Origin of the sequence: Acinetobacter ihumii (assembly GCF_900625095.1) — a bacterium.
Classification (GTDB): domain Bacteria; phylum Pseudomonadota; class Gammaproteobacteria; order Pseudomonadales; family Moraxellaceae; genus Acinetobacter; species Acinetobacter ihumii.
Map to the genome: position 1 here is coordinate 2,036,332 of NZ_LR130760.1, position 23,647 is coordinate 2,059,978.

Annotated in this window: 20 protein-coding genes and 1 pseudogene; 3 read left to right on the top strand and 18 right to left on the bottom strand. The window is 41.0% G+C overall.

Annotated elements, in window-relative coordinates:
- Window positions 1-234: 234 nt before the first annotated feature.
- A complete protein-coding gene (locus E0D95_RS09610; RefSeq protein ID WP_130803650.1) occupies window positions 235-2,028 on the top strand; it encodes an ABC transporter ATP-binding protein in 1,794 nt (597 codons plus the stop codon).
- A gap of 46 nt (window positions 2,029-2,074) precedes the next feature.
- On the opposite strand, the gene E0D95_RS09615 is transcribed toward E0D95_RS09610, so the two are convergent.
- The 7 genes from E0D95_RS09615 to lpxO all read right to left on the bottom strand — a co-directional run bounded on the left by E0D95_RS09615 (window position 2,075) and on the right by lpxO (window position 8,718).
- Entirely contained in the window at window positions 2,075-2,683 is a 609-nt protein-coding gene (locus E0D95_RS09615) for an alpha-ketoglutarate-dependent dioxygenase AlkB family protein (protein WP_130803651.1), read from the bottom strand.
- On the bottom strand, window positions 2,680-3,540 hold the full coding sequence (locus E0D95_RS09620) for a bifunctional transcriptional activator/DNA repair enzyme AdaA (RefSeq protein WP_130803652.1): 861 nt from the start codon (window positions 3,538-3,540) through the stop codon (window positions 2,680-2,682). The genes E0D95_RS09615 and E0D95_RS09620 overlap by 4 nt, the downstream gene beginning before the upstream one ends.
- Window positions 3,541-3,659: 119 nt before the next feature.
- A complete protein-coding gene (gene pgsA / locus E0D95_RS09625; RefSeq protein ID WP_126624528.1) occupies window positions 3,660-4,247 on the bottom strand; it encodes a CDP-diacylglycerol--glycerol-3-phosphate 3-phosphatidyltransferase in 588 nt (195 codons plus the stop codon).
- 104 nt (window positions 4,248-4,351) lie between these two features.
- Complete coding sequence (locus E0D95_RS09630) at window positions 4,352-5,146, bottom strand: thioesterase family protein (protein ID WP_130803653.1); 795 nt, start codon at window positions 5,144-5,146, stop codon at window positions 4,352-4,354.
- A gap of 119 nt (window positions 5,147-5,265) precedes the next feature.
- Window positions 5,266-7,065: an excinuclease ABC subunit UvrC gene (gene uvrC / locus E0D95_RS09635; protein WP_130803654.1), complete on the bottom strand. Its 1,800-nt coding sequence runs from the start codon at window positions 7,063-7,065 to the stop codon at window positions 5,266-5,268.
- A gap of 122 nt (window positions 7,066-7,187) precedes the next feature.
- Entirely contained in the window at window positions 7,188-7,604 is a 417-nt protein-coding gene (locus E0D95_RS09640) for a PH domain-containing protein (protein WP_130803655.1), read from the bottom strand.
- Window positions 7,605-7,773: 169 nt separating this feature from the next.
- Window positions 7,774-8,718, bottom strand: coding sequence for a lipid A hydroxylase LpxO (lpxO, locus tag E0D95_RS09645; protein ID WP_130803656.1), 945 nt, complete (start codon window positions 8,716-8,718; stop codon window positions 7,774-7,776).
- 517 nt (window positions 8,719-9,235) lie between these two features.
- On the opposite strand from lpxO, the gene fadB reads away from it, so the two are divergent.
- The gene (gene fadB / locus E0D95_RS09650) at window positions 9,236-11,389 is read left to right on the top strand and encodes a fatty acid oxidation complex subunit alpha FadB (RefSeq protein WP_130803657.1); all 2,154 of its coding nucleotides are present in this window, start codon (window positions 9,236-9,238) and stop codon (window positions 11,387-11,389) included.
- 12 nt (window positions 11,390-11,401) lie between these two features.
- Window positions 11,402-12,574 carry an acetyl-CoA C-acyltransferase FadA gene (gene fadA, locus E0D95_RS09655; protein ID WP_126624258.1) on the top strand — a complete coding sequence of 391 codons (1,173 nt, stop codon included), beginning with the start codon at window positions 11,402-11,404 and terminating at the stop codon, window positions 12,572-12,574.
- Between the two features lie 63 nt (window positions 12,575-12,637).
- Here the strand turns inward: fadA and E0D95_RS09660 are convergent, their stop codons facing one another.
- The 11 genes and pseudogenes from E0D95_RS09660 to E0D95_RS09715 form a co-directional block, all read right to left on the bottom strand.
- Window positions 12,638-13,150 (bottom strand): hypothetical protein, encoded by a 513-nt coding sequence (locus E0D95_RS09660; RefSeq protein WP_130803658.1) that lies wholly within the window; start codon window positions 13,148-13,150, stop codon window positions 12,638-12,640.
- A 128-nt stretch (window positions 13,151-13,278) separates the two neighbouring features.
- Window positions 13,279-14,943, bottom strand: a complete 1,665-nt coding sequence (locus E0D95_RS09665; protein WP_130803659.1) for a PglL family O-oligosaccharyltransferase — start codon at window positions 14,941-14,943, stop codon at window positions 13,279-13,281.
- Between the two features lie 76 nt (window positions 14,944-15,019).
- Window positions 15,020-15,766, bottom strand: a complete 747-nt coding sequence (gene tfpZ, locus E0D95_RS09670; RefSeq protein WP_130803660.1) for a TfpX/TfpZ family type IV pilin accessory protein — start codon at window positions 15,764-15,766, stop codon at window positions 15,020-15,022.
- Window positions 15,763-17,433: a PglL family O-oligosaccharyltransferase gene (locus tag E0D95_RS09675; protein ID WP_130803661.1), complete on the bottom strand. Its 1,671-nt coding sequence runs from the start codon at window positions 17,431-17,433 to the stop codon at window positions 15,763-15,765. The genes tfpZ and E0D95_RS09675 overlap by 4 nt, the downstream gene beginning before the upstream one ends.
- A gap of 65 nt (window positions 17,434-17,498) precedes the next feature.
- Window positions 17,499-17,957 carry a pilin gene (locus E0D95_RS09680; RefSeq protein ID WP_130803662.1) on the bottom strand — a complete coding sequence of 153 codons (459 nt, stop codon included), beginning with the start codon at window positions 17,955-17,957 and terminating at the stop codon, window positions 17,499-17,501.
- A 204-nt stretch (window positions 17,958-18,161) separates the two neighbouring features.
- On the bottom strand, window positions 18,162-18,722 hold the full coding sequence (locus E0D95_RS09685) for a TPM domain-containing protein (protein ID WP_130803663.1): 561 nt from the start codon (window positions 18,720-18,722) through the stop codon (window positions 18,162-18,164).
- Window positions 18,719-19,810, bottom strand: a pseudogene (locus E0D95_RS09690) (TPM domain-containing protein); the annotation flags it as partial. The pseudogene E0D95_RS09690 and the gene E0D95_RS09685, both read right to left, overlap by 4 nt.
- A 26-nt stretch (window positions 19,811-19,836) precedes the next feature.
- Window positions 19,837-20,427 (bottom strand): LemA family protein, encoded by a 591-nt coding sequence (locus E0D95_RS09695; protein ID WP_004991738.1) that lies wholly within the window; start codon window positions 20,425-20,427, stop codon window positions 19,837-19,839.
- Between the two features lie 148 nt (window positions 20,428-20,575).
- Window positions 20,576-21,466 (bottom strand): metal-dependent hydrolase, encoded by an 891-nt coding sequence (locus tag E0D95_RS09700; RefSeq protein ID WP_104794737.1) that lies wholly within the window; start codon window positions 21,464-21,466, stop codon window positions 20,576-20,578.
- A gap of 172 nt (window positions 21,467-21,638) precedes the next feature.
- Window positions 21,639-21,977, bottom strand: coding sequence for an SDR family NAD(P)-dependent oxidoreductase (locus E0D95_RS09705; protein WP_130803664.1), 339 nt, complete (start codon window positions 21,975-21,977; stop codon window positions 21,639-21,641).
- A gap of 243 nt (window positions 21,978-22,220) precedes the next feature.
- Complete coding sequence (locus E0D95_RS09715) at window positions 22,221-23,642, bottom strand: FAD-dependent oxidoreductase (protein WP_125269331.1); 1,422 nt, start codon at window positions 23,640-23,642, stop codon at window positions 22,221-22,223.
- Window positions 23,643-23,647 lie beyond the last annotated feature (5 nt).

Sequence of the window (23,647 nt, forward strand, 5' to 3'; positions counted from 1 at the left end):
CGAAGTTAGCCTGTCGCAATTTGAAAAATCAAGCAAATTCTCATATAATGACATTGTTCTTCAAAAAAGCCTTAATTTTTCCATGAGATTAAGCTATTTTCAACTGAAGACACTCCTCCTCAGAGTAAAAGCTCATGTGACCACATGGGCTTTTTTCTGGTTACATAACTCCCTCTTGAGCCTAAAGCCGATCCTTTTTAGACTAATCTTCACAAATAACAAAAAAATGTGCTTATGAATTTCTGGCTTCTCTTTCAGCAACTTCGCCCTTTTGTCAGACCTTACCGACTGCTGGTGATCGCAACGCTGATTTTAACGCTGATTGGCGCAGTCACTGCGCAGGTCAACGCGCTGACCTTGCAATATGCAGTGGATCGTATTAATGCCTTGGTGAAAGCGGGACAAGGACTCCATGAAGGCTGGAGCATTCTGGCTTTGATTTCGGCTATTCTCCTTGGTAAAGAAATTTTAAATGCCTTAGTTCAGTTCGGACAAAAGTACTATGGAGAAAAACTGCGCATCTATGTGTCTCAGGATTTGGCCCAAAGCATTATTGAAAAATTTCTAAAGTATCGCCTCAGTTTTTTTAGTCAGGAACACAATCAGGCAGGAAAATTACAGACTCGAATTGATCGGGGGATTGGTTCTTTAACTCGACTGGTACAAATATTCTTTATTGATATTTTACCGTTATTTGCCAGTGCCATTATTGCTTTGGGGCTGATGTTCTACGCCAATTTCTGGATTGGGCTGGTGGCATTATTAATTGTGCCAATTTATTTCTGGATTACCTTTAAACAGGCGGAAAAACTGGGTGGCTGGCGACGACGTTTACGTGATGGTCGAGAGAAAAAAAGTCAGGGGATTTTAGGCATTATTCAGTCCATTGCCGTGATTAAATCATTTAATCGTGAAGCGATTGAATCAGACAAACAACTTAAATTACAACGCGATCTTACTGATAACCAGATGCACACACGGCAAACCAGCTTTCTGTTCGACGGCTTAAAAACCTTTATTGAACAGATTGGGATCGTGCTGATTATTATTTTAACCTCTTATTTTGTGCTGGCAGGAAAAATGAGTATTGGTATGATTATGTATCATATCTTATTGTTTAATAATGTTTCTGCTCCCATTCGTTCGCTACATCGAATTTATGATGAAGTAAATGATGCCATGATCTACTCGGAAAGCTTCTTTCAGATTTTAAATGCCGATGAACAAATTGAAAGTAGCGGCCCACTTCAACCACAGATTCACGGTCAATTTCAATTAAACCATGTCAACTTTAGCTATGAAAATGGACATCAGGCGTTAAAAAATATCAATATGACCATTCAGCCCAATAAAATTACGGCGTTGGTCGGACTTTCAGGTGCAGGTAAATCCACATTAATTAGCTTATTGGATAAATTCTATTTACCTGATTCTGGTGAAATTTTACTGGATGGGGTAAATCTGAATCAAATCGATACCCATTACTTACGTGATCATATTGGATTAGTCCTGCAAAAGAATCATATTTTTCAGGGTTCAATTCTGGACAATATTCGTTATGGAAAAATGCAGGCAACATTAGATGAAGTGATTGTGGCAGCTCAAAAAGCCTCGATTCATGAACAAATTAGTCAATTAAGTCAAGGCTATGATACCGATGCCCTCATGCTTTCGGGCGGACAACAACAACGTATTGCATTGGCACGCATGTTTTTAAAAGATCCACCCATTATTTTTCTGGATGAACCGACTGCAAGTCTGGATGCCATTGCCACCGAACAAATCAAACATAGTCTGGATGAAATCAAACAAGGGCGGACAGTGATCATGATTTCGCATAGCCTGTCGCAAATTATTGATGCCGATTATATGTATGTCATGCAGGACGGTGAAATTGTAGAACATGGTGAACATGAACAACTGTATTTGCAAAGTGGCGTGTATAAAGACATTTTTGATGCGATGGCGAAAAGTTTAAATATCGACAAAATTGCCAAAACACTCGAAGATGAAGAAACCCATAGTTAATATGTCAACATTGAAGCGTTCAACACTTAACTAAAGCTAAAACAAATTATCGCAAAAACTGCCTAAAGGTTAAGTTAATACGGGGTTGCAGAATTTTCTGTGACTTCATAATTGCATGTTGCCAATGCTGTTGCGTTACACCACGCATCACAATCAACTGTCCTGATTGCAGCATCATTTCAATTTTCTGTTTATTGGCCATATGCCGAAAACAAAACTTTCGGGTCGCGCCCAAGCTTAGAGAAGCAATTGTGGTTTGCTCTGCCAGAGAGATGTCACCATCGCTATGCCACGCCATACCTTGTGTACCTTCTTCATATAAATTGGCCAAACATGAATTAAATTGCTCTCCCAATAACTGCTCAATCCCTTGTTTCAACTCAAATAGTTTGGCATCCCAAGCTAGAGAATCACGCATGACACCTGAGTAAGCATAACGATAGTGTGCATCGCCATACCATGCCACTTTACGTGGTGTGATAAAATGCTTGCCATAAAGTTTGGCTTCATCATGTCGCCAATGTAAATGCTCAAGCAAATAACGGAAGTAAAATTCTGCCTGTTCGGCATCCAGAAATAAACCATAATCCTGTACTTCGCCATCATAGGGCAGCACATTCCTCTGTGGCTCTGGCGCAAACAAATCCTGCGTCATTGTTGCTGCTCCTGTTTTGCCATTTCCCAGCTTAACAAAGCCAGTTTACGTCCTGTATGCCAATGATATTCACCAATCATGCCTGTAGATCGAATCACCCGATGGCAAGGAATTAAATAGGCTATCGGATTATTTGCAATCGCACTCGCAACTGCGCGTACCGCTTTGGGGTGACCAATGTGTTCAGCAATTTGTTGATAACTTCTTAACTGCCCCTCTGGAATACTCAGTAATGCTTCCCAGACTTTTAACTGAAAGGGCGTGCCTTGTAATCGCAGTGGAATCTTTTGCTGCATTTTTAAGCTTAACTCATCGGCAATCCATGCAGCTACTTGTTGATGTAATGCAATTGAATCCGCCTGAAACTGTGCCAAAGGAAATTTATGTTTCAGCTCTTGCAGTGCCGTGCTTTGTGAACCAGTCGCTTGTGTAAACTGTAAGGCACAAATCGACTTTGAGGTGCTAGCGATAAACACATCCCCAAAAGGCGTTTGCTCAAAGGAATAACTGAACAGCAAATGCTGACCTTGTTGTTTGTATTCTCCTGGGGTCATGCCTTCAATTTGTACAAATAAATCATGCAAACGCCCAGTTCCAGACAGTCCAGTTTCCAGCGCCGTATCCAAAATACTATAACGTCGATTGAGTAAAGCTTTAGCACGTTGCAAACTCAGGTATTGCACAAATTTTTTCGGGCTAATACCCACCCACTCCTGAAACTGACGCTGCGCATAGCTCGGACTTAATCCCACAGTAGCAGCCATTTGTTCCAGACTGGGCTGATCTTCAAAATGCTGATAGGCATATTCAATCATATCTGCGATCAGACTAAACTGACTGGAGGATAAATTTTTCATCAGCAAAACTCCTATATTCAGTTTTACTGTAAATCAGGCTGTGTATCTTGACGACCCGATTCTTGCACTAAGATAACGATCCAATTAAAAAAGCCTTTCATCAGAAAGGCTTCAAAAGTTCAAGGCTGCTTGAGATACGGCCAAGCTGCTTTTAAATAAATAAACATCGACCACAGCGTTAAAATGACCGCGGTATATAACAAGGCATAAGCCAATAATTCCAAAGGTTGCCAATTCAGCAAAAACACACTAATCGCAATCATTTGAAAAGCTGTTTTATATTTACCCACTGTGGATACGGCCACATTGGTACGCGCCCCCAATTCTGCCATCCATTCACGCAATGCGGACACGGTAATTTCACGTGAAATAATCACAATTGCGGCAAAGGCCATGGCAATGGTTGGTTGCCATTGCACCAGTACAATCAATGCAGCGGCAACCATGAGTTTATCTGCCACTGGATCTAAAAAGCGTCCAAAGGCTGAACTTTGATTCAGTGCTCGTGCCAGATAACCATCGAACCAGTCTGTAATCGCAGCCAAAACAAAGATTGCCGTCAAAATCATGTGACGCAAAAAACTGCCTTCGTGTTCATTAATACCAATCGCAGGAGGCCAATAGGCAATTAATAAAAAAACTGGAATCAGTGCAATACGCGCAAGCGTTAAGATATTCGGGATATTCAGGATGCGCCCTGTTGTCATAGACATCGCCAGTTTAGTCCCCTCATTGCCGCTACAACGCGCGTGCAACATTTAAAAATCATCATGTATGGCCCAACTTTATACGAAATACCCAGCAGTGTCGACTAGGCGAAAATGGTAACCGTCTGACGGCAAATTGCAATTAACTGATCCTGATGATCCCACACATGAGCATATTCAGTGGAATAACCATGATCTGCATATTCAGTGACCACCTTATATTTAAACCAATCCAGCCGCTGCTGCTGAATCGGACGAACAAAAGTGAGATGCCATGTGAGTGAACTGGCTGGCGCAAGTTGCTTAAACATCGGTAACACGCCCGGCGGCCAGATGTCGGTTAAAATCAGAAAATCTGCATAGCTTAAATCCCGATTGTGGTATTGCTCAGGATCAAATCGCGCCCAACCACCAAAGTCAGGTTTGGAACTACCCGCAATCGGATAAGCCCCTTCTGCCCAGCGTAGCTGAAAATGTCGATAACATTCAGGCATCATTTTTGCATAAGGCAAAGGATGTAATTGCTCTGCTGGTGGATAATCTGGAAGGGTGGGTTCATGATGAACCTGAATGTTGGAGTCTCGTAATGTGCCAAAGCTTGCAACCAAGATCGTTTGCACCGCATCATGTTGCCATAAACGCACTTCAAGTGTAGTCACTGATTTGCCCTGACGCAGGACTTCAGCCGTTAAGCGCGCCTTGCCAGCCTGCACTGGGCCAATAAAAGTAATACTACAGCTTAATAATTGTTTGGTTGCATCATTCAGCGTCACAAGGGCCTTGTGCATTAAAACGCCTGCCGCCAAACCACCATAAATCGTTCTGCCCTGCAACCAGCCTTCAGGTAAATCAATCCATTCTTGCCGCTCAATTTCAGCAAACAATTGCGTGAGTGACATGTTCTCGTCCAATTTGTTTATCTTTCACCTATTGTGCCGCTTTTTTTGAAGCTGTGAATGATCATTGAGATGAAATTTTATGTGAATTTTGGTCATTGCCATGCGGTAAAACACAGAAATTATTCATGTAAAATTTTATAAATGGTTCTTGCCATGGCCGGTCCTAATCCCGGAACCAAAGTCAGCTCTTTTTCCGAGGCTTTAAGAACACCCTGTATTCCACCAAAATGAGTCAGTAAATCACGACGACGTTTGGGTCCAAGTCCCGGAATGGCTTCCAGCACCGAACCTGCACGGCGTTTATCGCGTTTAGCACGATGTTTGGTAATCGCAAAACGATGCGCTTCATCGCGTACCTGTTGAATCAAATGCAAGGCTTTATGATCTTCAGGTAATTGAATCTTGGTACCATCGGTAAAATGCAAAGTTTCCAGACCGGGTTTACGTCCCTCTCCTTTGGATACACCGAGCATAAATGCATCCAGTTGCAAATCTTTCATCACCTCCATGGCCATATGCAACTGCCCTTTACCGCCATCAATTAAGAGTAAATCGGGTAAGATATGCTTTTTATAACGACGTGTTAAGGCTTGACGCATGGCTGCATAATCATCGCCTCCCGTAATATCCTGAATCGCAAACTGACGATAATCACGCTTACGCGCACCGCCTTGATCAAACACGACACAAGAGGCAATTGGGGCTTCACCCATAGTATGGCTAATATCAAAACATTCAATCCGGTCAATGGGTCGACCAACGACTTGTTCTAATTGATGGAAACGCTCATTTAACTCCAGATGATTGCTCAATTGGCCTTTAATTGCATGTTGCACATTCATCTGTGCCAGTTCTAACCATTCGGCACGGGTTTCACGTACTTTGTGTTTAATCTGTACTTTCTTTTCAAATTCAGTCTGTAATGCCTGCTCTAGCTCTTTAGCATCAGGCAATGCCACGTTAATAATCAGCTCAGTGGGGACTTCATCTGCCACCTGAAAATAAAAGTTCGCCATAAAGTCACTGAGCATATGTCCCAGATCATCACTGAGCATATCTGGAAAATAACTTTTTCCGCCTAACATTCGCCCATTGCGTACATGCATGATCTGCACACAGGTCACCCCTGCCTGATGCGCAATTGCCAAAATATCGGCTTCACCTTTGACTTTAAATACGGCTTGCTGTGCTTGAACATCACGTAATAATGCCAAACGATCACGATAAAAAACGGCTTTTTCGAACTCAAGCTGTTCTGCCGCTTGCTCCATTTTGCTAATCAGTTCCTGATTGAGCTCTTTGGTATCTCCCTGTAGAAAACGAATCGAGTTATCCACATCTTCCTTGTAATCTTCTGGAGAAATTAAACCAACACAGGGTGCGGTACAGCGTTTGATTTGATATTGCAAACAAGGTCGTTTACGTTGTGAAAAGAAACTGTTTTCACACTGGCGCACATTAAACAGTTTTTGCAGCACCAATAAAGTATCACGAGCATTGTAAGCACTGGGATAAGGTCCAAAAAATTTTCCGACTTGATGTTTACCTTTACCTCGTCCACTGGCAATACGTGGATAGGGTTTATCTGCCGAGACAAAAATATAGACATAGGACTTATCATCGCGCAGCATAATATTGTACGGCGGGCGATGCAGTTTGATCAGGTTTTGTTCCAGTAATAAAGCTTCTGTTTCTGAACGAGTGACCAGCGTTTCGATATTGTGGATTCGCGCAACCAAAGCCTGAGTTTTCGGGTGTTCAATGGTTTTGACAAAATAGCTCGATACCCGATTTTTTAAATTTTTGGCTTTACCCACATACAAAAGCTCTCCATCTTTACCCAGCATTTTATACACACCGGGTAATTGGGTCATATGAGCAATAATTTTTTCAATATGTGGGCGCGCGGCTGAATTCACAATGATTTGGCTTTCCTTGGGTTACCTTGTCTATGTTGCGCTACCCCAGCCGATTTTCAAGCTCAATTTTGTTGGAAGTCTCCTGAGCATCAAAATAATCAGCTGATAAAAATCATCGTATCTTAGTCAATATAATTTAATTTTAATGCTTCAATAAACATCTGTTTATCCTTGGGTGAGACTAAAACCGATTTGTTTTTTCCGTCTTTCTGATAATCAATTTGAAGTCGATCCAGCGACAAGGCAGGAGCTGATAATGGATTATTGGTTGGGCTCATCTTTTGAATCTGATCTCGTGAAATTGTCCATTTTAAAAACATACTATGAATAATCAGTTGATCTTGAGTCACGATATAACGGGTATTCAGCAAAGGCCACCACATTATGGCAATCGTTAAGGCATAGACAATGCCGTGTTCAGGATATTCCGCTAAAGTCCCTCGTAGTTGCATACTCCACAGCATTTGCAACAAAATACCTGTTGCAGCCACAATAAAACCGACAATCCACCAGTCTTTTTTTGAACGAAAAGTCTGCATATTGCACTCCCCAAAACATAGACATCATTTAATATTTTATGTGATTTTAAAATCTGGACTCATCTTCTCATGAACACATGACAAGCGCAAAACTATGCGAGTGATCATTTTTAATCGTTCGAGATCCATTAATTTTCACTATAAAAAAACGCCCTTTCGGGCGCTTACATCACATCAACTTTTGAAAGAACTCAATGATCTGTGACATATAAGGTCGAATGAAAATTAGGAAGAAAATACCTAACATTAAAAACCATTTCAGAAAATAATAAAGCTTACGATTTTTGGCTTTTAACGCTTTGGCTTTTAAACGAACTTGATAGACATAAGCAAAGGCTTTATTTAAACCACCCGTCTGGTCACCTGTTTCATTGGGTGAACTGGCGGCAGTCATGACATTTTTACCAAACCAGTGATTAAACTTTTCCATCAAACGGGTTTTCAGTGGACGTTCGACATCGGCGAAGAAAATAATACGGTTTTCATCAGTCCCATTTTCAGCATAGTGAATATACGTCTCATCAAAAACCACACTTTGACCATCACGCCATGAATAAATTTGTCCATCCACATCAATAAAGCAGCGGTCATCATTCGGCGTGATTAGCCCTAAATGATAGCGCAATGAACCTGCGTAGGGATCACGGTGACGTACCAAACGGCTATGTGGCGCAAGTTCAGTAAACATCGCTGCTTTAATACTTGGTAAAGTTTTCAGTAAAGCTGTTGTTTTTGGGCATAATTCAGCAGCAGACGGGTGCGCTGAGTCATACCATTTGAGGTAAAAACGTTTCCAGCCGGTTTTAAAAAATGAATTAAACCCTAAGTCGTTGTAAGTGCTGGATGCCTTAATTCCGCCCTGTGCATATAAAGCTTGCGCTTCATCGCGAATCATTTCCCAGTTTTCATCCAATACTTGCAAATCTTTAAAATGCTGGGTGTCGATATACGGCTGATTTGGTACTTTTGAAAAGAGATACATTAAAAAATTGATCGGTGCCAATATCGTAGAATGATCAAAAAATTGACGATAAAACGAATGACGTACTTGACCGCGATTTTGGATATATAACGCTGAAATCACAAAAATCGCCAATATGATCCATTTAATCATATAGCTACTCTTTCAAAAATAAGGACAGATTTTTTCGACACTAGCCACACAAGAATGGATGAACATCTCACTTTTCGTTGTCTAACTACTTAATTATATGGCACAGGATTTTAGCAAAAATGAAACAAAAAAGGGAAAAATCATCTTTTTATATCTAATTTTTTCGATGCACGAGCTTAAACCACAGGATTAAATTGACTTTTTTGACAGAATAGTTACAAAAATAGGACTACTTTTTTTAGGCTGAATCCATTATAAAAATACAGGTTTTAATTAAAAACTTGAATTGAAACAGGAAGTTCATTATCTACCGTTAAGATTACGGAACGTGACTTTACTTGACACGCAATAACAGGTAACAAAAATTGATGACCCTTGCGTCACGGCTTGATACAACTTGTTATGCTGTTTTTGGATATAGTTATCGTAAGATTAGCGGAGCATAACTGTGTGCAGCAACAGCATACACGCTTCATCACATCAACGTAGAAGTCCTCCAAAATAAAGGAGATCAGGCATGATCCACGCTGGCAATGCCATTACCGTCCAAATGCTTTCGGACGGAATTGCAGAATTCCGCTTTGACTTACAAGGTGAGTCAGTCAACAAATTTAACCGCGCAACCATTGAAGATTTTCAGGCAGCGATTGCAGCGGTTAAAGCCAATGCTGAAATCAAAGGCTTAATCGTCACTTCAGGTAAATCGACATTTATCGTCGGCGCAGATATTACCGAGTTTGGACAAAATTTTGCACAAGGTGAAAAAGCCATTGTTGAATGGTCACTGCCTGTTCATGAAATTTTTAATAGTTTTGAAGATTTAGACATTCCTAAAGTCGCAGCCATTAATGGTATGGCTTTGGGCGGTGGCTTCGAGATGTGTCTGGTTTGTGACTACCGTGTCATGTCTGAAGCTGCGCAAGTCGGTTTACCAGAAATTAAACTCGGCATTTTCCCGGGCTTTGGTGGTACTGTTCGTCTAAGCCGTGTCATTGGTATCGATAATGCCGTTGAATGGATGGCGATGGCGGCACCGAAAAAACCTGCTGCTGCACTCAAAGATGGTGCGGTTGACGCGGTTGTTGCAGCTGACAAACTTCAAGAAGCAGCAATTGACTTGGTGAAACAAGCACTTGCAGGTCGTTTAGACTGGAAAGCAAAACGTCAGGAAAAACTTGATCCAATTAAGTTAAATCCGCTAGAACAAATGATGGCGTTCAATACTGCGAAAGGCGCAGTGTTGGCAAAAGCAAATCCTGCACAATATCCAGCTCCAAAATTAATGCTGGATTCATTACAAGCAGGCGCAAGCTTAGGTCGTAATGATGCACTTAAAGCAGAAGCTGAAGGTTTTGCTAAAGCTGCAATTACACCTCAGGCAGGCGCGTTAATTGGTCTATTCATCAATGACCAAATCGTGAAAAAAGCATCAAAGCAACACGAAAAAGGTGCTCACCCAGTCAATCAGGCAGCGGTGCTTGGTGCTGGGATCATGGGTGGTGGTATCGCTTACCAAGCTGCCAGCAAAGGCACGCCAATTATCATGAAAGATATTGGGAATCCACAACTTGCTTTAGGTATGAAAGAAGCGAATGGCTTGCTCACCAAGCAAGTTGAGCGCAAAAAAATGAAACCTGCGCAAATGGGTGAAACCCTATCTCGTATCCGTCCAACTTTAAGCTATGACGAGTTTAAAGAAGTGGATATCGTGATTGAAGCCGTAACTGAAAATCCAAAAGTAAAAGAAATTGTACTTGCGGATACTGAAAAGCATGTTCGTGAAAACACGATCATTGCATCGAATACCTCTACAATTTCAATTACTCGTTTAGCGAAAGCATTACAACGTCCTGAAAACTTCGTAGGTATGCACTTCTTCAACCCGGTACACATGATGCCATTGGTTGAAGTCATTCGTGGTGAAAAGACCTCTGAAGAAGCGATTGCGACGACTGTGGTTCTTGCTCAAAAAATGGGTAAAACACCAATCGTGGTCAACGACTGCCCAGGTTTCTTGGTGAACCGTGTCTTATTCCCTTACTTTGGTGCATTTGACCTTCTTGTCAAAGACGGTGCAGATTTCCAGCAAGTGGATAATGTCATGGCGAAATTCGGCTGGCCAATGGGTCCTGCATACTTGATCGACGTTGTCGGTATCGATACAGGTGTCCATGGTGCAGAAGTCATGGCAGAAGGTTTCCCTGACCGTATGAAGCCTGACTACAAAGGTTCGATCGAAGCGATGTATGAAGCAAAACGTTTGGGTCAAAAGAATGACGTTGGTTTCTACAAATATGTATTAGACAAGAAAGGCAAGAAAGCGAAAACTGTTGATCCAACAGCCTACGAAATCATTGCGCCTTTTGTCACTGGTGAAAAACGTGAGTTTGATAACCAAGAAATCATCGACCGCATGATGCTGGCTTTCTGTAACGAAACGGTTCGTTGCCTAGAAGACAACATCGTTGCGACTGCATCTGAAGCAGATATGGCGATGATCATGGGTGTAGGTTTCCCTCCATTCCGTGGTGGTCCATGCCGTTACATCGACCAAACAGGTGTTGCTGAATACGTTGCGCTTTGCGACAAATATGCATATTTAGGTAAAGCTTATGAAGCGCCACAAATGTTGCGTGACATGGCTGCCAATAACAAAAAATTCTACGGTTAAGGAGCGACGTGAATGGCTACTTTAAATCCACGTGACGTTGTGATTGTTGATGGCGTTCGTTCTGCCATGGGCAAATCGCGTAACGGTATGTTCCGCAATGTACGTGCCGACAGTTTATCTGCTGAATTAGTACGTGCACTTGTTGCTCGTAACCAGTTTGATACCAATGAAGTTGAAGATGTAATCTGGGGCTGTGTTAACCAGACTTTAGAGCAAGGGATGAACATTGCTCGTAACATCGGTTTATTGGCTGATATTCCAAAAACTGCTGGCGGTCAAACCGTCAACCGCTTATGTGGTTCTTCTATGCAAGCAATCCATACGGCTGCTGCACAGATTGCAACCAATCAAGGCGATGTGTTCATCATCGGTGGTGTAGAGCACATGGGCCACGTTGGGATGATGCACGGCATCGACCTGAACCCAGAAGCGTCTAAACACTATGCCAAAGCATCGAACATGATGGGCTTAACCGCTGAAATGTTAGGTCGTATGAATGGCATTACTCGTGAAGAACAAGATGCGTTCGGTGTTGAATCTCACCGCCGTGCTTGGGCTGCAACTCAGGAAGGTCGTTTCAAAAATGAAATCGTGGGTGTAGAGGGTCACGATGCCAATGGCTTCAAAATCCTGTGTGACATTGACGAAGTGATTCGTCCAGATGCTAACCTTGAAGCATTCCAAGCATTGAAACCGGTGTTTGATCCTAAAGGCGGTTCAGTGACTGCGGCGACGTCTTCTGCACTTTCTGATGGTGCTTCTGCAATGTTGCTCATGTCTGCTGAACGTGCTCAAGCACTTGGTTTAAAACCACGTGCCGTGATTCGCTCAATGGCAATTGCAGGTTGTGATGCTGCGATTATGGGTTACGGTCCAGTTCCAGCCACTCAAAAAGCACTTAAGCGTGCTGGTTTAAGCATGGCAGATATCCAAACTATTGAGCTTAACGAAGCATTCGCTGCTCAAGGTTTATCAGTGATGAAAGGCTTAGGTGTATATGACAAACAAGACATCATCAACTTGAATGGTGGTGCGATTGCACTCGGTCACCCATTGGGTTGTTCTGGTGCGCGTATCACTACAACCTTGTTGAACGTGATGGAACAACAAGATACACAAATTGGTCTTGCGACCATGTGTATCGGTCTTGGTCAAGGTATCGCGACCATTATCGAACGTGTTTAAGTAACGCTGAGATAGAAAAATCCCCGCATTTTGCGGGGATTTTTTATTACTAGGATAAAATTTTTAACGTGGAAACCAAGGATTTTGTGGTGGATTTAATCCCTCTCTAATTTGTTGCTGCAATTTCAAAATATCTTCAACATTGACTTTGATCGTACCATCCCGAAAAGCATTGACATTATTTCGATTAATATTCAAAGGTTCGAGCATATTAAATATGCCACTGGTTGGATCAGATGATTGTAATCCTGAGGTAATCGATAAAAGGTACTGCTGTAAAAACGGAGAAAGTTGACTTAAATCAGGTGAGGTCGTAGGTTGATAATCAATCGCAATGTAAGGCGTTTCACTGACACTAGGATTTTGTATATCATTTTGAATTTTATCAACATGATGTCTAAGAGACTGGCGCACTGCTTTATCCTCTTGAAAAGGAACAACGCCAGTTTCCTCACGTAACTCCGATTCAGCCATCACATGAATACTGGGCAAAATAGGTACTTCTTCTGCATGAACGAAAGATAGATTCGTAAAAATCAAGATCATGATAAATGCAGACTGTTTAGAAAATTTCATCGCATACCCCACATCTCAAGTTCGTCACGCAGAAGTTTATTCCAGATTAGCCTTCTTTATAAAGATACCGCAAAAACTACCGTTAAACAGTAAAGCTTAGATAAATGGTAGCTAAAGCACTGTCTTATTTAGCGGGTCTTTTCATCTTCACCATAAATGGCAGAAGCTGCATTTTCCGCACTCAAGTCCTGAAGCGTATAGTGTTGAGTGTATAACTTATTTAAATAAAATAAATACTGCTGTGCTTGTTGTGGCTGACCATTTGCCAATAAAAGCTGCGCATATTTATGCAAATTGTAGGGTGATGCCCGATTTTTCACCATAGGTTCCAATTGACTCAATTGCTCATCACTTAGTTGTGTGGTCGGGCTCATTTGCAGCCATAGTAACCGATCTTTAAATGGTGTAAGTAAATAGATATCGCTAGTACCCCATACTGTTTGTGTCGGCTGCTCACCACGGAAAGCCAAACCATTATTAAGTTTATATACCGTATAATCACGCCAAATTACTAACATAAAGATGCTGCCAATAACAACAATAGCCTTCACTATGTGTTTTGACAAAATAAATGCTTTAAGAGTTGGGGACTCCGATTGCACGAAACCAAGTAAGAAACCAAAGGGAAATAAGAAATAGGCATAGCGCAATGGAAACTCGAGTAGGGCATGAATTAAGATTGCTCCAACCATGAGTAAAGCAATAATCGACTCTAAACTCTTGGCTTTTTGATTTAACCATAAAATCCAGCATGCCATATAAGCAATGATCAATAAACCGAGTGGCAAGCCATTCCAGACGATAATATCCAGTAAAACATTATGTCCACTGGTCACCCATTCATGAGATGGATGTAAATTAAACACCGTGAGCTGCGCCAGACTGGTTTTTCCCCATCCATACCCCATAAAAGGATGTTGTTGAATAGCAAGCAGCATTTGTGCCCAAATATCAAAACGCAAATAGCCCGTCGTGGCACGTTCAGTGGCTGAAGAAGTTTCTACAACTTGTATAACGCCTAACGAAGCAACAAGCTGATTAATAATTGGCAAAATCGCAATGATTAGCGCAAAAAAAACCACCCAAAGCAGCATATATGGACTACGCAAACGAACTGGATACTTGTAATTCTTATACGTCCAATAAGCCATAAAGAATAAACACACCACCCATGCGGTACGCGATTGGCTAAGGGCAATTGCAAACAGAATAAATATAGAGACCAAAATTAAAAGTGATTTTTTGAGTTTTTGTTGTTCAAATAAATACAAACATGCCATCAGTCCCATAACCAAAAAGGTCGACATATTATTGGGTTGAGCAAAGTTAGCAAAAGGGCGATTATTATTTCGCATATCCATTACACCATATACATGTTGATCTAGATTGAGCCATTGCAAAATCGCAATCACACTAGAAATAGCAGCAACCACCATGATGATAAAACTGATACGTGTAAATAGCTTGGCTCGATCAGTTTGTAGTGCAAGATTATAGCCAGCGACAGCGACAAACCAGAAACCAAGTAGATAAAAGCTAGACAATAACGCGCTACTAAAATCTATCATGTCACCACAAATCCATTGCAATAACGGAATGAGTGTTAAGGGTAGAGCTAACCATTGGATCTTAGGTACTTTGAAGTTTTGATCACACAGTCCAGCCAATAGACTAAGCAGTGCTGCAAAACTCAGGATCTCACTGGAAAAAGTCAGCCATGGAAAAGCATGATAGGGAGACAGCCATGCAAGGCTGATCAGAATAGACGCCAAAAATAAGAAAAAAGCGCGCATAGGAATAAGATGAAAATTTGGGTGGTGAGATTATACACGGATTTTTCTGATACAAGATGAGAGGAAAAGCTCCCTCTTATTTCCACGGTCTTAAATCGACAATTTTAACCACTTGACCCTTTTGTTTATTCAGTAAAACCGCCATATCAACAGCACTCGCTTTGAGTGGAACCCAGCCATCTGCTTCTGGATATTGTTTGAGTATTTTTTCTACATCTTGTTTATCGTTAAATTGATTCAGTACATTTAAATTCTGGGCGCGTTGTTGTATTTGTTGTTTTACTTCACTAAAAGCCACATAACGCTCAGGCTTTTGTGCAAGAGAAATACCACCTAATGCTTCTACAAACATATCATCATTGCGTGTTTTAATATCTGAGGCCAGTTGGGTCGCTACATATTGTGGTTTAAACCAAGAAGGATGCCGATATTCAGGTTTTGCCTGCTGAATATTCTGGTCGATAATTTCATTATTACGAACCAGCTCAAAGCGATCAACATTATAGACTATCCATACAGGGCGGCCTTGACCAATAATATAAACCCCATAACAAAGTGCTGCGAACTGGATAAAAATAATCACGGCCAAATCAAACTTAAGCGATTTCTTTCCTTCTTTATAGACAATAAAACCAAGTAGCGGTCCCACAATTACATCAATCGCTAGCATCATTAAAAAAATATGGGTTACACCTACTGCTTTAGCTAATGGAGAAGGATACCAGCAGAAAAACACCCACACGAGAATAATCAGGGCAAATGACAAAGATAAGCCCAAATGCCCCAAAAAGAACTTTTGTTTCTTCGATAAACGATCACTCATGGTTTAGGCCCACTCTTATTTTGCCATTCAAAGGCTAGCGATTGATTGACTTGATATAGCGACTCAAAACTATATTTTTGACCATGCAACTTTTCTAAAATTAATAGATATTTTTTTGCAAGCTCTGGCTGATGATTGAGTGCTAAAGTCTGTGCATATCTATACAAAGCCGCAGATGTCGAAAATCGATAAGTCACTTTGCGCATCCAATCCAACTGCTCAGAGGTCATATTTTCTTTGGGTGGGGTACGAATAAATCTTATGTACTCTCTTAATTGCGTGAGCAAAATCACATCTGGAGCAGCATGCTCTGCATGTATTGTACCTATATTGAATATCTCAAATCGAACCAATTGCACATCTTTCTCAATTATTTGATATTCAATAAATATCCAAATATAGAGAACAACGAAAGTAGTCCATAAAGTTGCTACCATTGTTCTTGGAATTTCAACTACTTTTATCATTTTATCTTGTGCTTGTACTAAGCCCAATAAAAAGCCTACAGGCAATAGAAAGAAAGCATAATCTAATGGATATTCAAGCATGGCATGTACCAATACGGCTCCAACCATTGAAAGTGCAATAAAGGCTTCAACGGATGTTGCTAATTGACTTAAACGATATAACCACCAAGTAAAAAAACCAATAATTAAAATCCCCAATGGGATACCATTCCAGATCAGCAAATCCAAAAGAATATTGTGACTATGTTCAGTCCACTCGGTCGTTGGATAATCTAGATAAACCGAAAGCTGAGCAACACCAACTTGGTTCCAACCATAGCCCAATAATGGCTGCTCTTTGATCGCCAATAACATTTGATGCCACATTGGAATTCTTAAGTAACCGGAACTTGCTCGTGTAAGCGCATCTGTTGTATTGGTAACCCCTAAATAATCGGAAACATAAGGAGTAATCAAAATAAAAAAGATAAATATACCGACAAAATAAAACACTGAATATTTAGACAATCGCGTCTGAAAATATCGAGTTTTCCAAAACCACCAAATTAAAAAAGCCAGTGTAAACACCCATGCTGTACGAGATTGAGTAAGCACAATTCCAAATAAAATAAAACTTGCAAGTAACACTCCGCAAAAGTGATTAATGTATTTTTTTTCATATATATATAAACATCCAATTAGCCCCATACACAGAAAAGTTGAACAGTTATTTGGCTGGGCAAAATTTGCATATGGCCGTGCACCCAATGGTAAATCTGCCAACCAAATTCCACCCTGTGTTAACAGTAACCATTGTTTTAAAATAACATAAAGTGAGATAGTAGAACTCAAAACGAAAATACTTGAAATAAAAACCAAATAATGCCTTATATTGTCTTTTCTTCCCAAATTTAAAGTCGCAATATAAGCTAAGCTAAATGAAAACATATAAATAAAGGCAACAAAACCGTCACCAAAAAAATATATTTTATTAAACAAGACCTGAATTAAAGGAACTAAAGAGATCAATAAAAGAAATAAAAATTTTAGATCTAATACTAGTTGTTTTTTTAAGAAAATGGAAAATACTATAACTAATACTAAAAAAGATGAGAAATCTTGGTAAACTGTGCGCCAAGGATAATGATGATTAGGCAAGACAAAACAAATCACACCTATAATAAAAACTATTATCAAATAATAAAAATTCTTTTTTTCCACGAATACTACACCATTAAAAAAAAGGGATGTCTAAAGCATCCCTTTTTAAATCTGCTTAAGAAAAATTAACCACGGCAAGATGATGGTAAATATTTAGCAGGCATACCAGTTCCTGGAGCACAAACCCATGAACCTACACCAGTACCTACTGCTGGTGTCTCACCGGTAGCGGTTTTAGGCGTCATCACAATAGTTTTATTTGCTGCATCTTTTAGACTCGCATCATTTGCTGTAGTGACAGTAATTACACCATTATTATCTGTTGTTACACTTGCTACATACTTAGACACCTGACTTCCTGAAGTTGATTCACAGCCAAAATTTCCTGCTGTAGGAATAGAAGATGCTGCTTGAAATGCCTCTGTAACCGCTGTACGACAAGTAGAACCTGCTAATACAGCTTCAGACATTTTAGCACGTACTGTGTAATCCTGATAAGCAGGTAGTGCCACTGCTGCCAAGATACCAATGATCGCCACAACGATCATCAATTCAATTAAGGTAAAACCTTTTTGTGCGTTCATAACATTCTCCACGAATTGTGTATTTTTTATAAAGCTTTGTAAGCTAATTTATATGAGCATAAAATATGCCAACTCTGATTATAATCATTTCAAAAGAAAAAACAGTAGTTTATAAAAAAGTTTTTTTATTCGTGTTTTTTTAAGTATCTAAATAATAAAAAAGTGACAAATAATGTCACTTTAAAGCAATTCAGATATTTCTCGTTAATTTAAAATAATTGGTGAATTATCCAACTCATCATCTTTATCTGTGATCTGTTTATCATAAAATTGATCTAAAATTTCTCCAATTTCCAACACACCCTTGACCACCGCTTGTCGATAATTTTTTACTTTAAGTTCAGTCACGATATGCTGACAAATCATTTGCCATTCAGCTTCATGCGTCAAAGCACAAATACCCCGATCAATTACGATTTCGACCTGCCGTTCACACAAATTGAGATACAACAATATCCCACTATTGTATTCCGTATCCCATACACCTAATTCAGCAAAAAGCTGTTCTGCACGACGACGGGTATTTTGATAATAAGCCTGAGAACAAGGAATATGCCCTTCAATCACCACCTGTATCTCACCAATATGACCATGTTCTGCATGTTTGACAGCATTTGTGATCTCGAGTTGATCCTGTTTTGAAAACAAGCGTTTACTGGCTGAAAAATAAAATGCATGTTTCAACCAGCGTTTTAAACTCGGTTGTGCTTTTTCATCCAGTTTCGGCTGGGTAATAATTTGTGTTGTATCTGTTTTCGTTCCCATGATCCTGACGCTCCCCCACCACCAAAGCTACCACCGCCGCCACTATAGCCGCCCCCTCCACCAAAGCCTCCACCGCCGTAACCTCCGCCTCCACGACCACCTCCGCCAGAAGCAAAGATTTGCAAGATCAATTGTGCTAGTGAAGTAATCAATAAAAAGAAAATCCCAAAACCCGCCAATATACTGGTAACCAAACCGACACCACTGACCAGTCCAGCCACGATACCCGCCACACCAGCAGTTGCCGCACTCACGCGATTTCCTACTATAAATGATGCAAATACCCCAACGACGATAATGATCAGAGAAAAGACCAGCATATGTGAACGTGCTTCTTGTTCATGCATGGCCTGCGCCTGACGTTCTTTTAAGTCAGCCGCAGCCTGTTGAGCAATTTCAGGATCAAGATTCAGCACTCGTTCAATTTCATTTAAACCTGCTTGTATGCCTTGTGCGTATTGTCCTTGCTGAAAGTACGGTGTCATTTGATTGCGAATAATCCGACTGGCGACAATATCTGGGATGACGCCTTCCAGACCATATCCTGTCAAAATCTGGATACGTCGATCATTGACCGCAATCGCCATCAGCAAGCCATTATCACGCTTGGCTGAACCTAATTGCCATTTTTCTCCGACTCGCATGGCATAATCAAAAATATCTTCCTGCCCCGTAGTCGGAACAATGACAATACCGATTTGCGCTTTATTGTCCTGATAAAGTTTTAATATTTGCTGTGAAATCGCCTGTTTTTGTTCTGCCGTGAGCAAGTTTGCCTGATCAATCACAGGTTCATTCATACTTGGCAAACCTCGAATCGATTCACCATCCGCCATATCATTGGCAATTTCAGGCTGTTGAACCGTAGTCGAGCTTTGCGGTGTGGATACTGCTGACTTTTGTTGCTGCGGGTTTTGTTGCTGTTGAATGATCTTGCCTGCAATGATGGTATCAGCATCATCCGAATCCTGTGCAGTGGCGACTTCGCTCCAGACCGTGGTCGAGAATAAAAATCCACAACAACACAGCAGCATCAAAACCGCTTTTTTCCAGCGATTTTGCATCTCCAACATAGCAGTTTTAATCATCACAGCACCTATTTACCTAATCAGGTTTAGTTAAACGAAACCGTTGGTGCCTTTTCTGCGCCAGCTTCTGCGCTAAAATTTGGTTTTTCATGCATACCAATCACTTTGGCAGTCATGACTTGTGGGAACTGACGCACATAAGTGTTGTAATCCTGAACGGTGGTGATATAACGATTACGTGCCACTGCAATCCGGTTTTCTGTGCCTTCAAGCTGTACCTGTAAATCACGGAATTGCTCATTGGCTTTGAGGTCTGGATAATTTTCTGATACTGCGATCAAGCGTGATAATGAACCCGTTAATTGGCTTTGTGCTTCCTGATATTTTTTAAATAGTTCTGGATTTTCAAGTACGCTTTGATCAACTTTTAGCCCTGCAACATTCGAGCGAGCCTGAGTGACCTCGGTTAATACTTTTTCTTCATGTGTGGCATAACCTTTGACCACATTGACCAGATTGGGCACCAAGTCTGAACGGCGTTGATATTGGTTTTGCACTTCTGACCATGAAGCAGTCACCGCCTCATCTTTGGCCTGTAAAGTGTTATAACCACAGCCAGAAAAAGCCAAAGTACTCGCAAGTAAAGTTGCAACCGCAGTCTTTTTTAAAAGATTCATGATGATATCCTCTTAGTATTTCTTGGAATTTTTTTACATAAATGCATTTTAGCGAGGATTGAAAGTGATGTTTGTTTCTTTTCTTTACATCATCAAAAAACGGACATTGCATCCGTTTTTGTGAAACTTATCTTTGTAGTCAATTAATTTAACTATAGAGCTTTGGCACGACTTCTTCCTGAAAGCTTTGCATGTGATATTCAGTTGCCATTTTCTCTTTCCAGTATTTCACAATCTGACTATAGTCCTGTTCCGCTGGATGAAAGTCCGCTTTGTAATAGGACAAATATTCAGGTAATAATTGAATGAGCATCTTAGCTAACAAATACAAGCCAAATAGATTGCCTCCAATTTTAGGTAAACTACGCCATTTATCTTGCCAAAATAAACGCGTAGTTGAATACAGCGTTAGGCTCGCAAAGCCTGTCGTGACGCTACGCATCAACAAACGACGAACACGGTCATCGCCGTACACTGCCTGATACACCTCAAAAGCGACTGCGCGATGTTCGATTTCTTCAATCGCATGCCAGACCCAAAGTTTGATCGCATCTTCATCGAGCGTACTCAGCACTTCAGGATGACGCAAAATATAGCCACCTAATAATGCGGTAAAATGTTCAAAGGCACAGGTAATGGCCAACTGAATTTTAGGATGTAAGCTGCGGACATGAATATTTTTTCGCGCTAACCATGCCTGAAAACGATCCAGATTATAGTGATCACGTCGCCATGCATCATTAAATTCACTATGCGCTTTGGAGTGCATGGCTTCTTGCCCAATAAAAGCCGCAATCTGCGCCTGCAATGTTGGATCAGTTACTTTATCCCGAACATTACGTACGCTATGTACAAAAAATTGTTCACCAATCGGAAAGGTCGAAGACAAGGCCGTGAGCATATGTGACATGACAGGTGAATTGGCAAAGTAATGTCGTTTAATTTTTTCAGGGTGAAATTGTAGACGACGTACGGTAATACCAAGCGCTTTCGGACGATTTAGATATGATTTTTGTTTCGTCACTTGAGCTAAGCTCATGGGAATTCCTCAACAATACAACGGAGAAATCAGTATTAGAAATTTCTATACATTTGTATATTGCATAAAAACTCAGCCATTTGCCAAAGTGCTCATTTTGACCAATAAATCCGTTTGATTCTATTTGAAAGCACTTTATCGTTGCGTTTTAAATGAACTATATTTAAGTAATTTAAATCGGATTTAGGCCTACGGTCATGCCCCCACAGACATATAAAATTTGTCCCGTAATAAATCCTGATTTTTCACTGAGAAAAAAATCACAAGCATGAGCAATATCTTCAGGCTGTCCGAAACGTTGTACTGGCACATTCTTTAAAATCTGTTCCGTTTCTGGCGCATCCTTTGGATTGGCTTGCTTAAACAGCTCTGTTTCAATAGGACCAGGCCCAATCGCATTTACAGTAATACCATAAGCACCCAATTCCAAAGCTGCAACCCGAGTCAGCCCAATCAAAGCGGCTTTACTGGAAGCATAGGCTATGCATGAGGTTCGGAACTGGCTCACCATCGTGGAGTTCGTAGAATTGGATTTAGGGATTGCGCTCGTGCCCAAATCGATGCAGTCGTTAAAAAGGATTATGTGCGATTTATTGAAATTGAAAATAATGACATTCTTTCTGAAACACACTGTATTTGGAATAAACGTAGCTCGTCTATTTTACTCGATCATTTTCTTCAGCTTTTACCTTTTGGCGCAGTATAAAAAGCCCGCATCACTGCGGGCTTCACATCGCTTTTGAATCTCTAGATTTTAAACATCAAGATAATCCAAAATGCCTTCTGCTGCTTGGCGACCTTCCCAGATGGCTGTCACCACTAGGTCAGAACCACGTACCATATCACCACCCGCAAAAATTTTCGGGTTAGAGGTCTGGAATTTATACTGTTGTTGTTCAGGCGCAATCACACGACCTGAACCATCCAAGCCGATGTTCGCACCAGTGAACCAGTCTGCTGGACTTGGGCGAAAACCGAATGCCAGTAAAACTGCATCGGCTGCCAAAACTTCTTCAGAACCCGGAATTGGCTCAGGACTACGTCGACCACGACTATCAGGCTCGCCCAATTGAGTGGTCACAACTTTAACACCAGTCACTTTGCCATTTTCACCAACAACTTCGATCGGTTGACGGTTAAATAGGAAGTTCACCCCTTCTTCACGCGCATTATTCACTTCACGACGTGAACCCGGCATGTTGGCTTCATCACGACGATAGGCACAGGTCACCTGTTCAGCACCCTGACGAATCGAGGTACGGTTACAGTCCATCGCGGTATCACCACCGCCCAGTACAATCACTTTTTTACCTTCGACACTGATGAATTCGCCAGCATCTTTTTCCCAACCCTGACAACGATTGACATTTGCAATCAGGAAATCCAGTGCATCGTAGACACCGTCCAGATCCTCACCGGGGAAACCACCTTTCATATAGGTATAGGTTCCCATTCCCATAAACACTGCGTCATATTCTTGTAGCAGTTGTTCAATCGTAACATCTGTACCAATTTCAGTATTTAAACGGAATTCCATCCCCATACCCGTGAAGATTTCACGGCGGCGTTTCATGACGTCTTTTTCCATTTTAAATTCTGGAATACCGAATGTGAGCAAACCTCCAATTTCAGGACGTTTGTCAAAAATCACCGGTTTTACGCCACTACGCGCTAGAATATCAGCACAACCTAGACCCGCAGGGCCAGCACCAATAATCGCCACTTTTTTATCTGTCCATTTGACATGCGACATATCTGGACGCCAGCCCAGTGCAAAAGCAGTATCATTGATATATTTTTCAGCATTACCAATCGTCACTGCACCAAAACCGTCATTCAGGGTACATGCCCCTTCACATAAACGGTCTTGTGGGCAAACACGACCACAGACTTCTGGCAAGGTATTAGTTTGATGGCAAAGTTCTGCCGCTTGGAAAATCTGACCCTCAGCAATCAGTTTTAACCAGTTTGGAATGTAGTTATGCACTGGGCATTTCCATTCACAATACGGGTTACCACAAGCCAGACAACGATGTGTCTGATTCGCTGCAACATCAGCAGTAAAAGGCTTATAAATTTCCACAAATTCTGCTTTGCGGACAGTAATATCTTTTTTCTCTGGATCTTGGCGTGCTACATCCAGAAACTGAAAGTCATTATTGAGGCGTTCTGCCATGTCTC

Coding starts and splice junctions, on each gene's coding strand:
- fadB (WP_130803657.1), top strand. CDS start 9,236: ATGATCCACGCTGGCAATGCCATTACCGTCCAAATGCTTTCGGACGGA.
- E0D95_RS09695 (WP_004991738.1), bottom strand. CDS start 20,427: ATGAATCTTTTAAAAAAGACTGCGGTTGCAACTTTACTTGCGAGTACT.
- tfpZ (WP_130803660.1), bottom strand. CDS start 15,766: ATGAGTGATCGTTTATCGAAGAAACAAAAGTTCTTTTTGGGGCATTTG.
- E0D95_RS09715 (WP_125269331.1), bottom strand. CDS start 23,642: ATGGCAGAACGCCTCAATAATGACTTTCAGTTTCTGGATGTAGCACGC.
- E0D95_RS09610 (WP_130803650.1), top strand. CDS start 235: ATGAATTTCTGGCTTCTCTTTCAGCAACTTCGCCCTTTTGTCAGACCT.
- E0D95_RS09685 (WP_130803663.1), bottom strand. CDS start 18,722: ATGGGAACGAAAACAGATACAACACAAATTATTACCCAGCCGAAACTG.
- E0D95_RS09680 (WP_130803662.1), bottom strand. CDS start 17,957: ATGAACGCACAAAAAGGTTTTACCTTAATTGAATTGATGATCGTTGTG.
- E0D95_RS09640 (WP_130803655.1), bottom strand. CDS start 7,604: ATGCAGACTTTTCGTTCAAAAAAAGACTGGTGGATTGTCGGTTTTATT.
- E0D95_RS09620 (WP_130803652.1), bottom strand. CDS start 3,540: ATGAAAAATTTATCCTCCAGTCAGTTTAGTCTGATCGCAGATATGATT.
- E0D95_RS09660 (WP_130803658.1), bottom strand. CDS start 13,150: ATGAAATTTTCTAAACAGTCTGCATTTATCATGATCTTGATTTTTACG.
- E0D95_RS09665 (WP_130803659.1), bottom strand. CDS start 14,943: ATGCGCGCTTTTTTCTTATTTTTGGCGTCTATTCTGATCAGCCTTGCA.
- E0D95_RS09630 (WP_130803653.1), bottom strand. CDS start 5,146: ATGTCACTCACGCAATTGTTTGCTGAAATTGAGCGGCAAGAATGGATT.
- pgsA (WP_126624528.1), bottom strand. CDS start 4,247: ATGACAACAGGGCGCATCCTGAATATCCCGAATATCTTAACGCTTGCG.
- E0D95_RS09615 (WP_130803651.1), bottom strand. CDS start 2,683: ATGACGCAGGATTTGTTTGCGCCAGAGCCACAGAGGAATGTGCTGCCC.
- lpxO (WP_130803656.1), bottom strand. CDS start 8,718: ATGATTAAATGGATCATATTGGCGATTTTTGTGATTTCAGCGTTATAT.
- E0D95_RS09700 (WP_104794737.1), bottom strand. CDS start 21,466: ATGAGCTTAGCTCAAGTGACGAAACAAAAATCATATCTAAATCGTCCG.
- fadA (WP_126624258.1), top strand. CDS start 11,402: ATGGCTACTTTAAATCCACGTGACGTTGTGATTGTTGATGGCGTTCGT.
- E0D95_RS09705 (WP_130803664.1), bottom strand. CDS start 21,977: ATGGTGAGCCAGTTCCGAACCTCATGCATAGCCTATGCTTCCAGTAAA.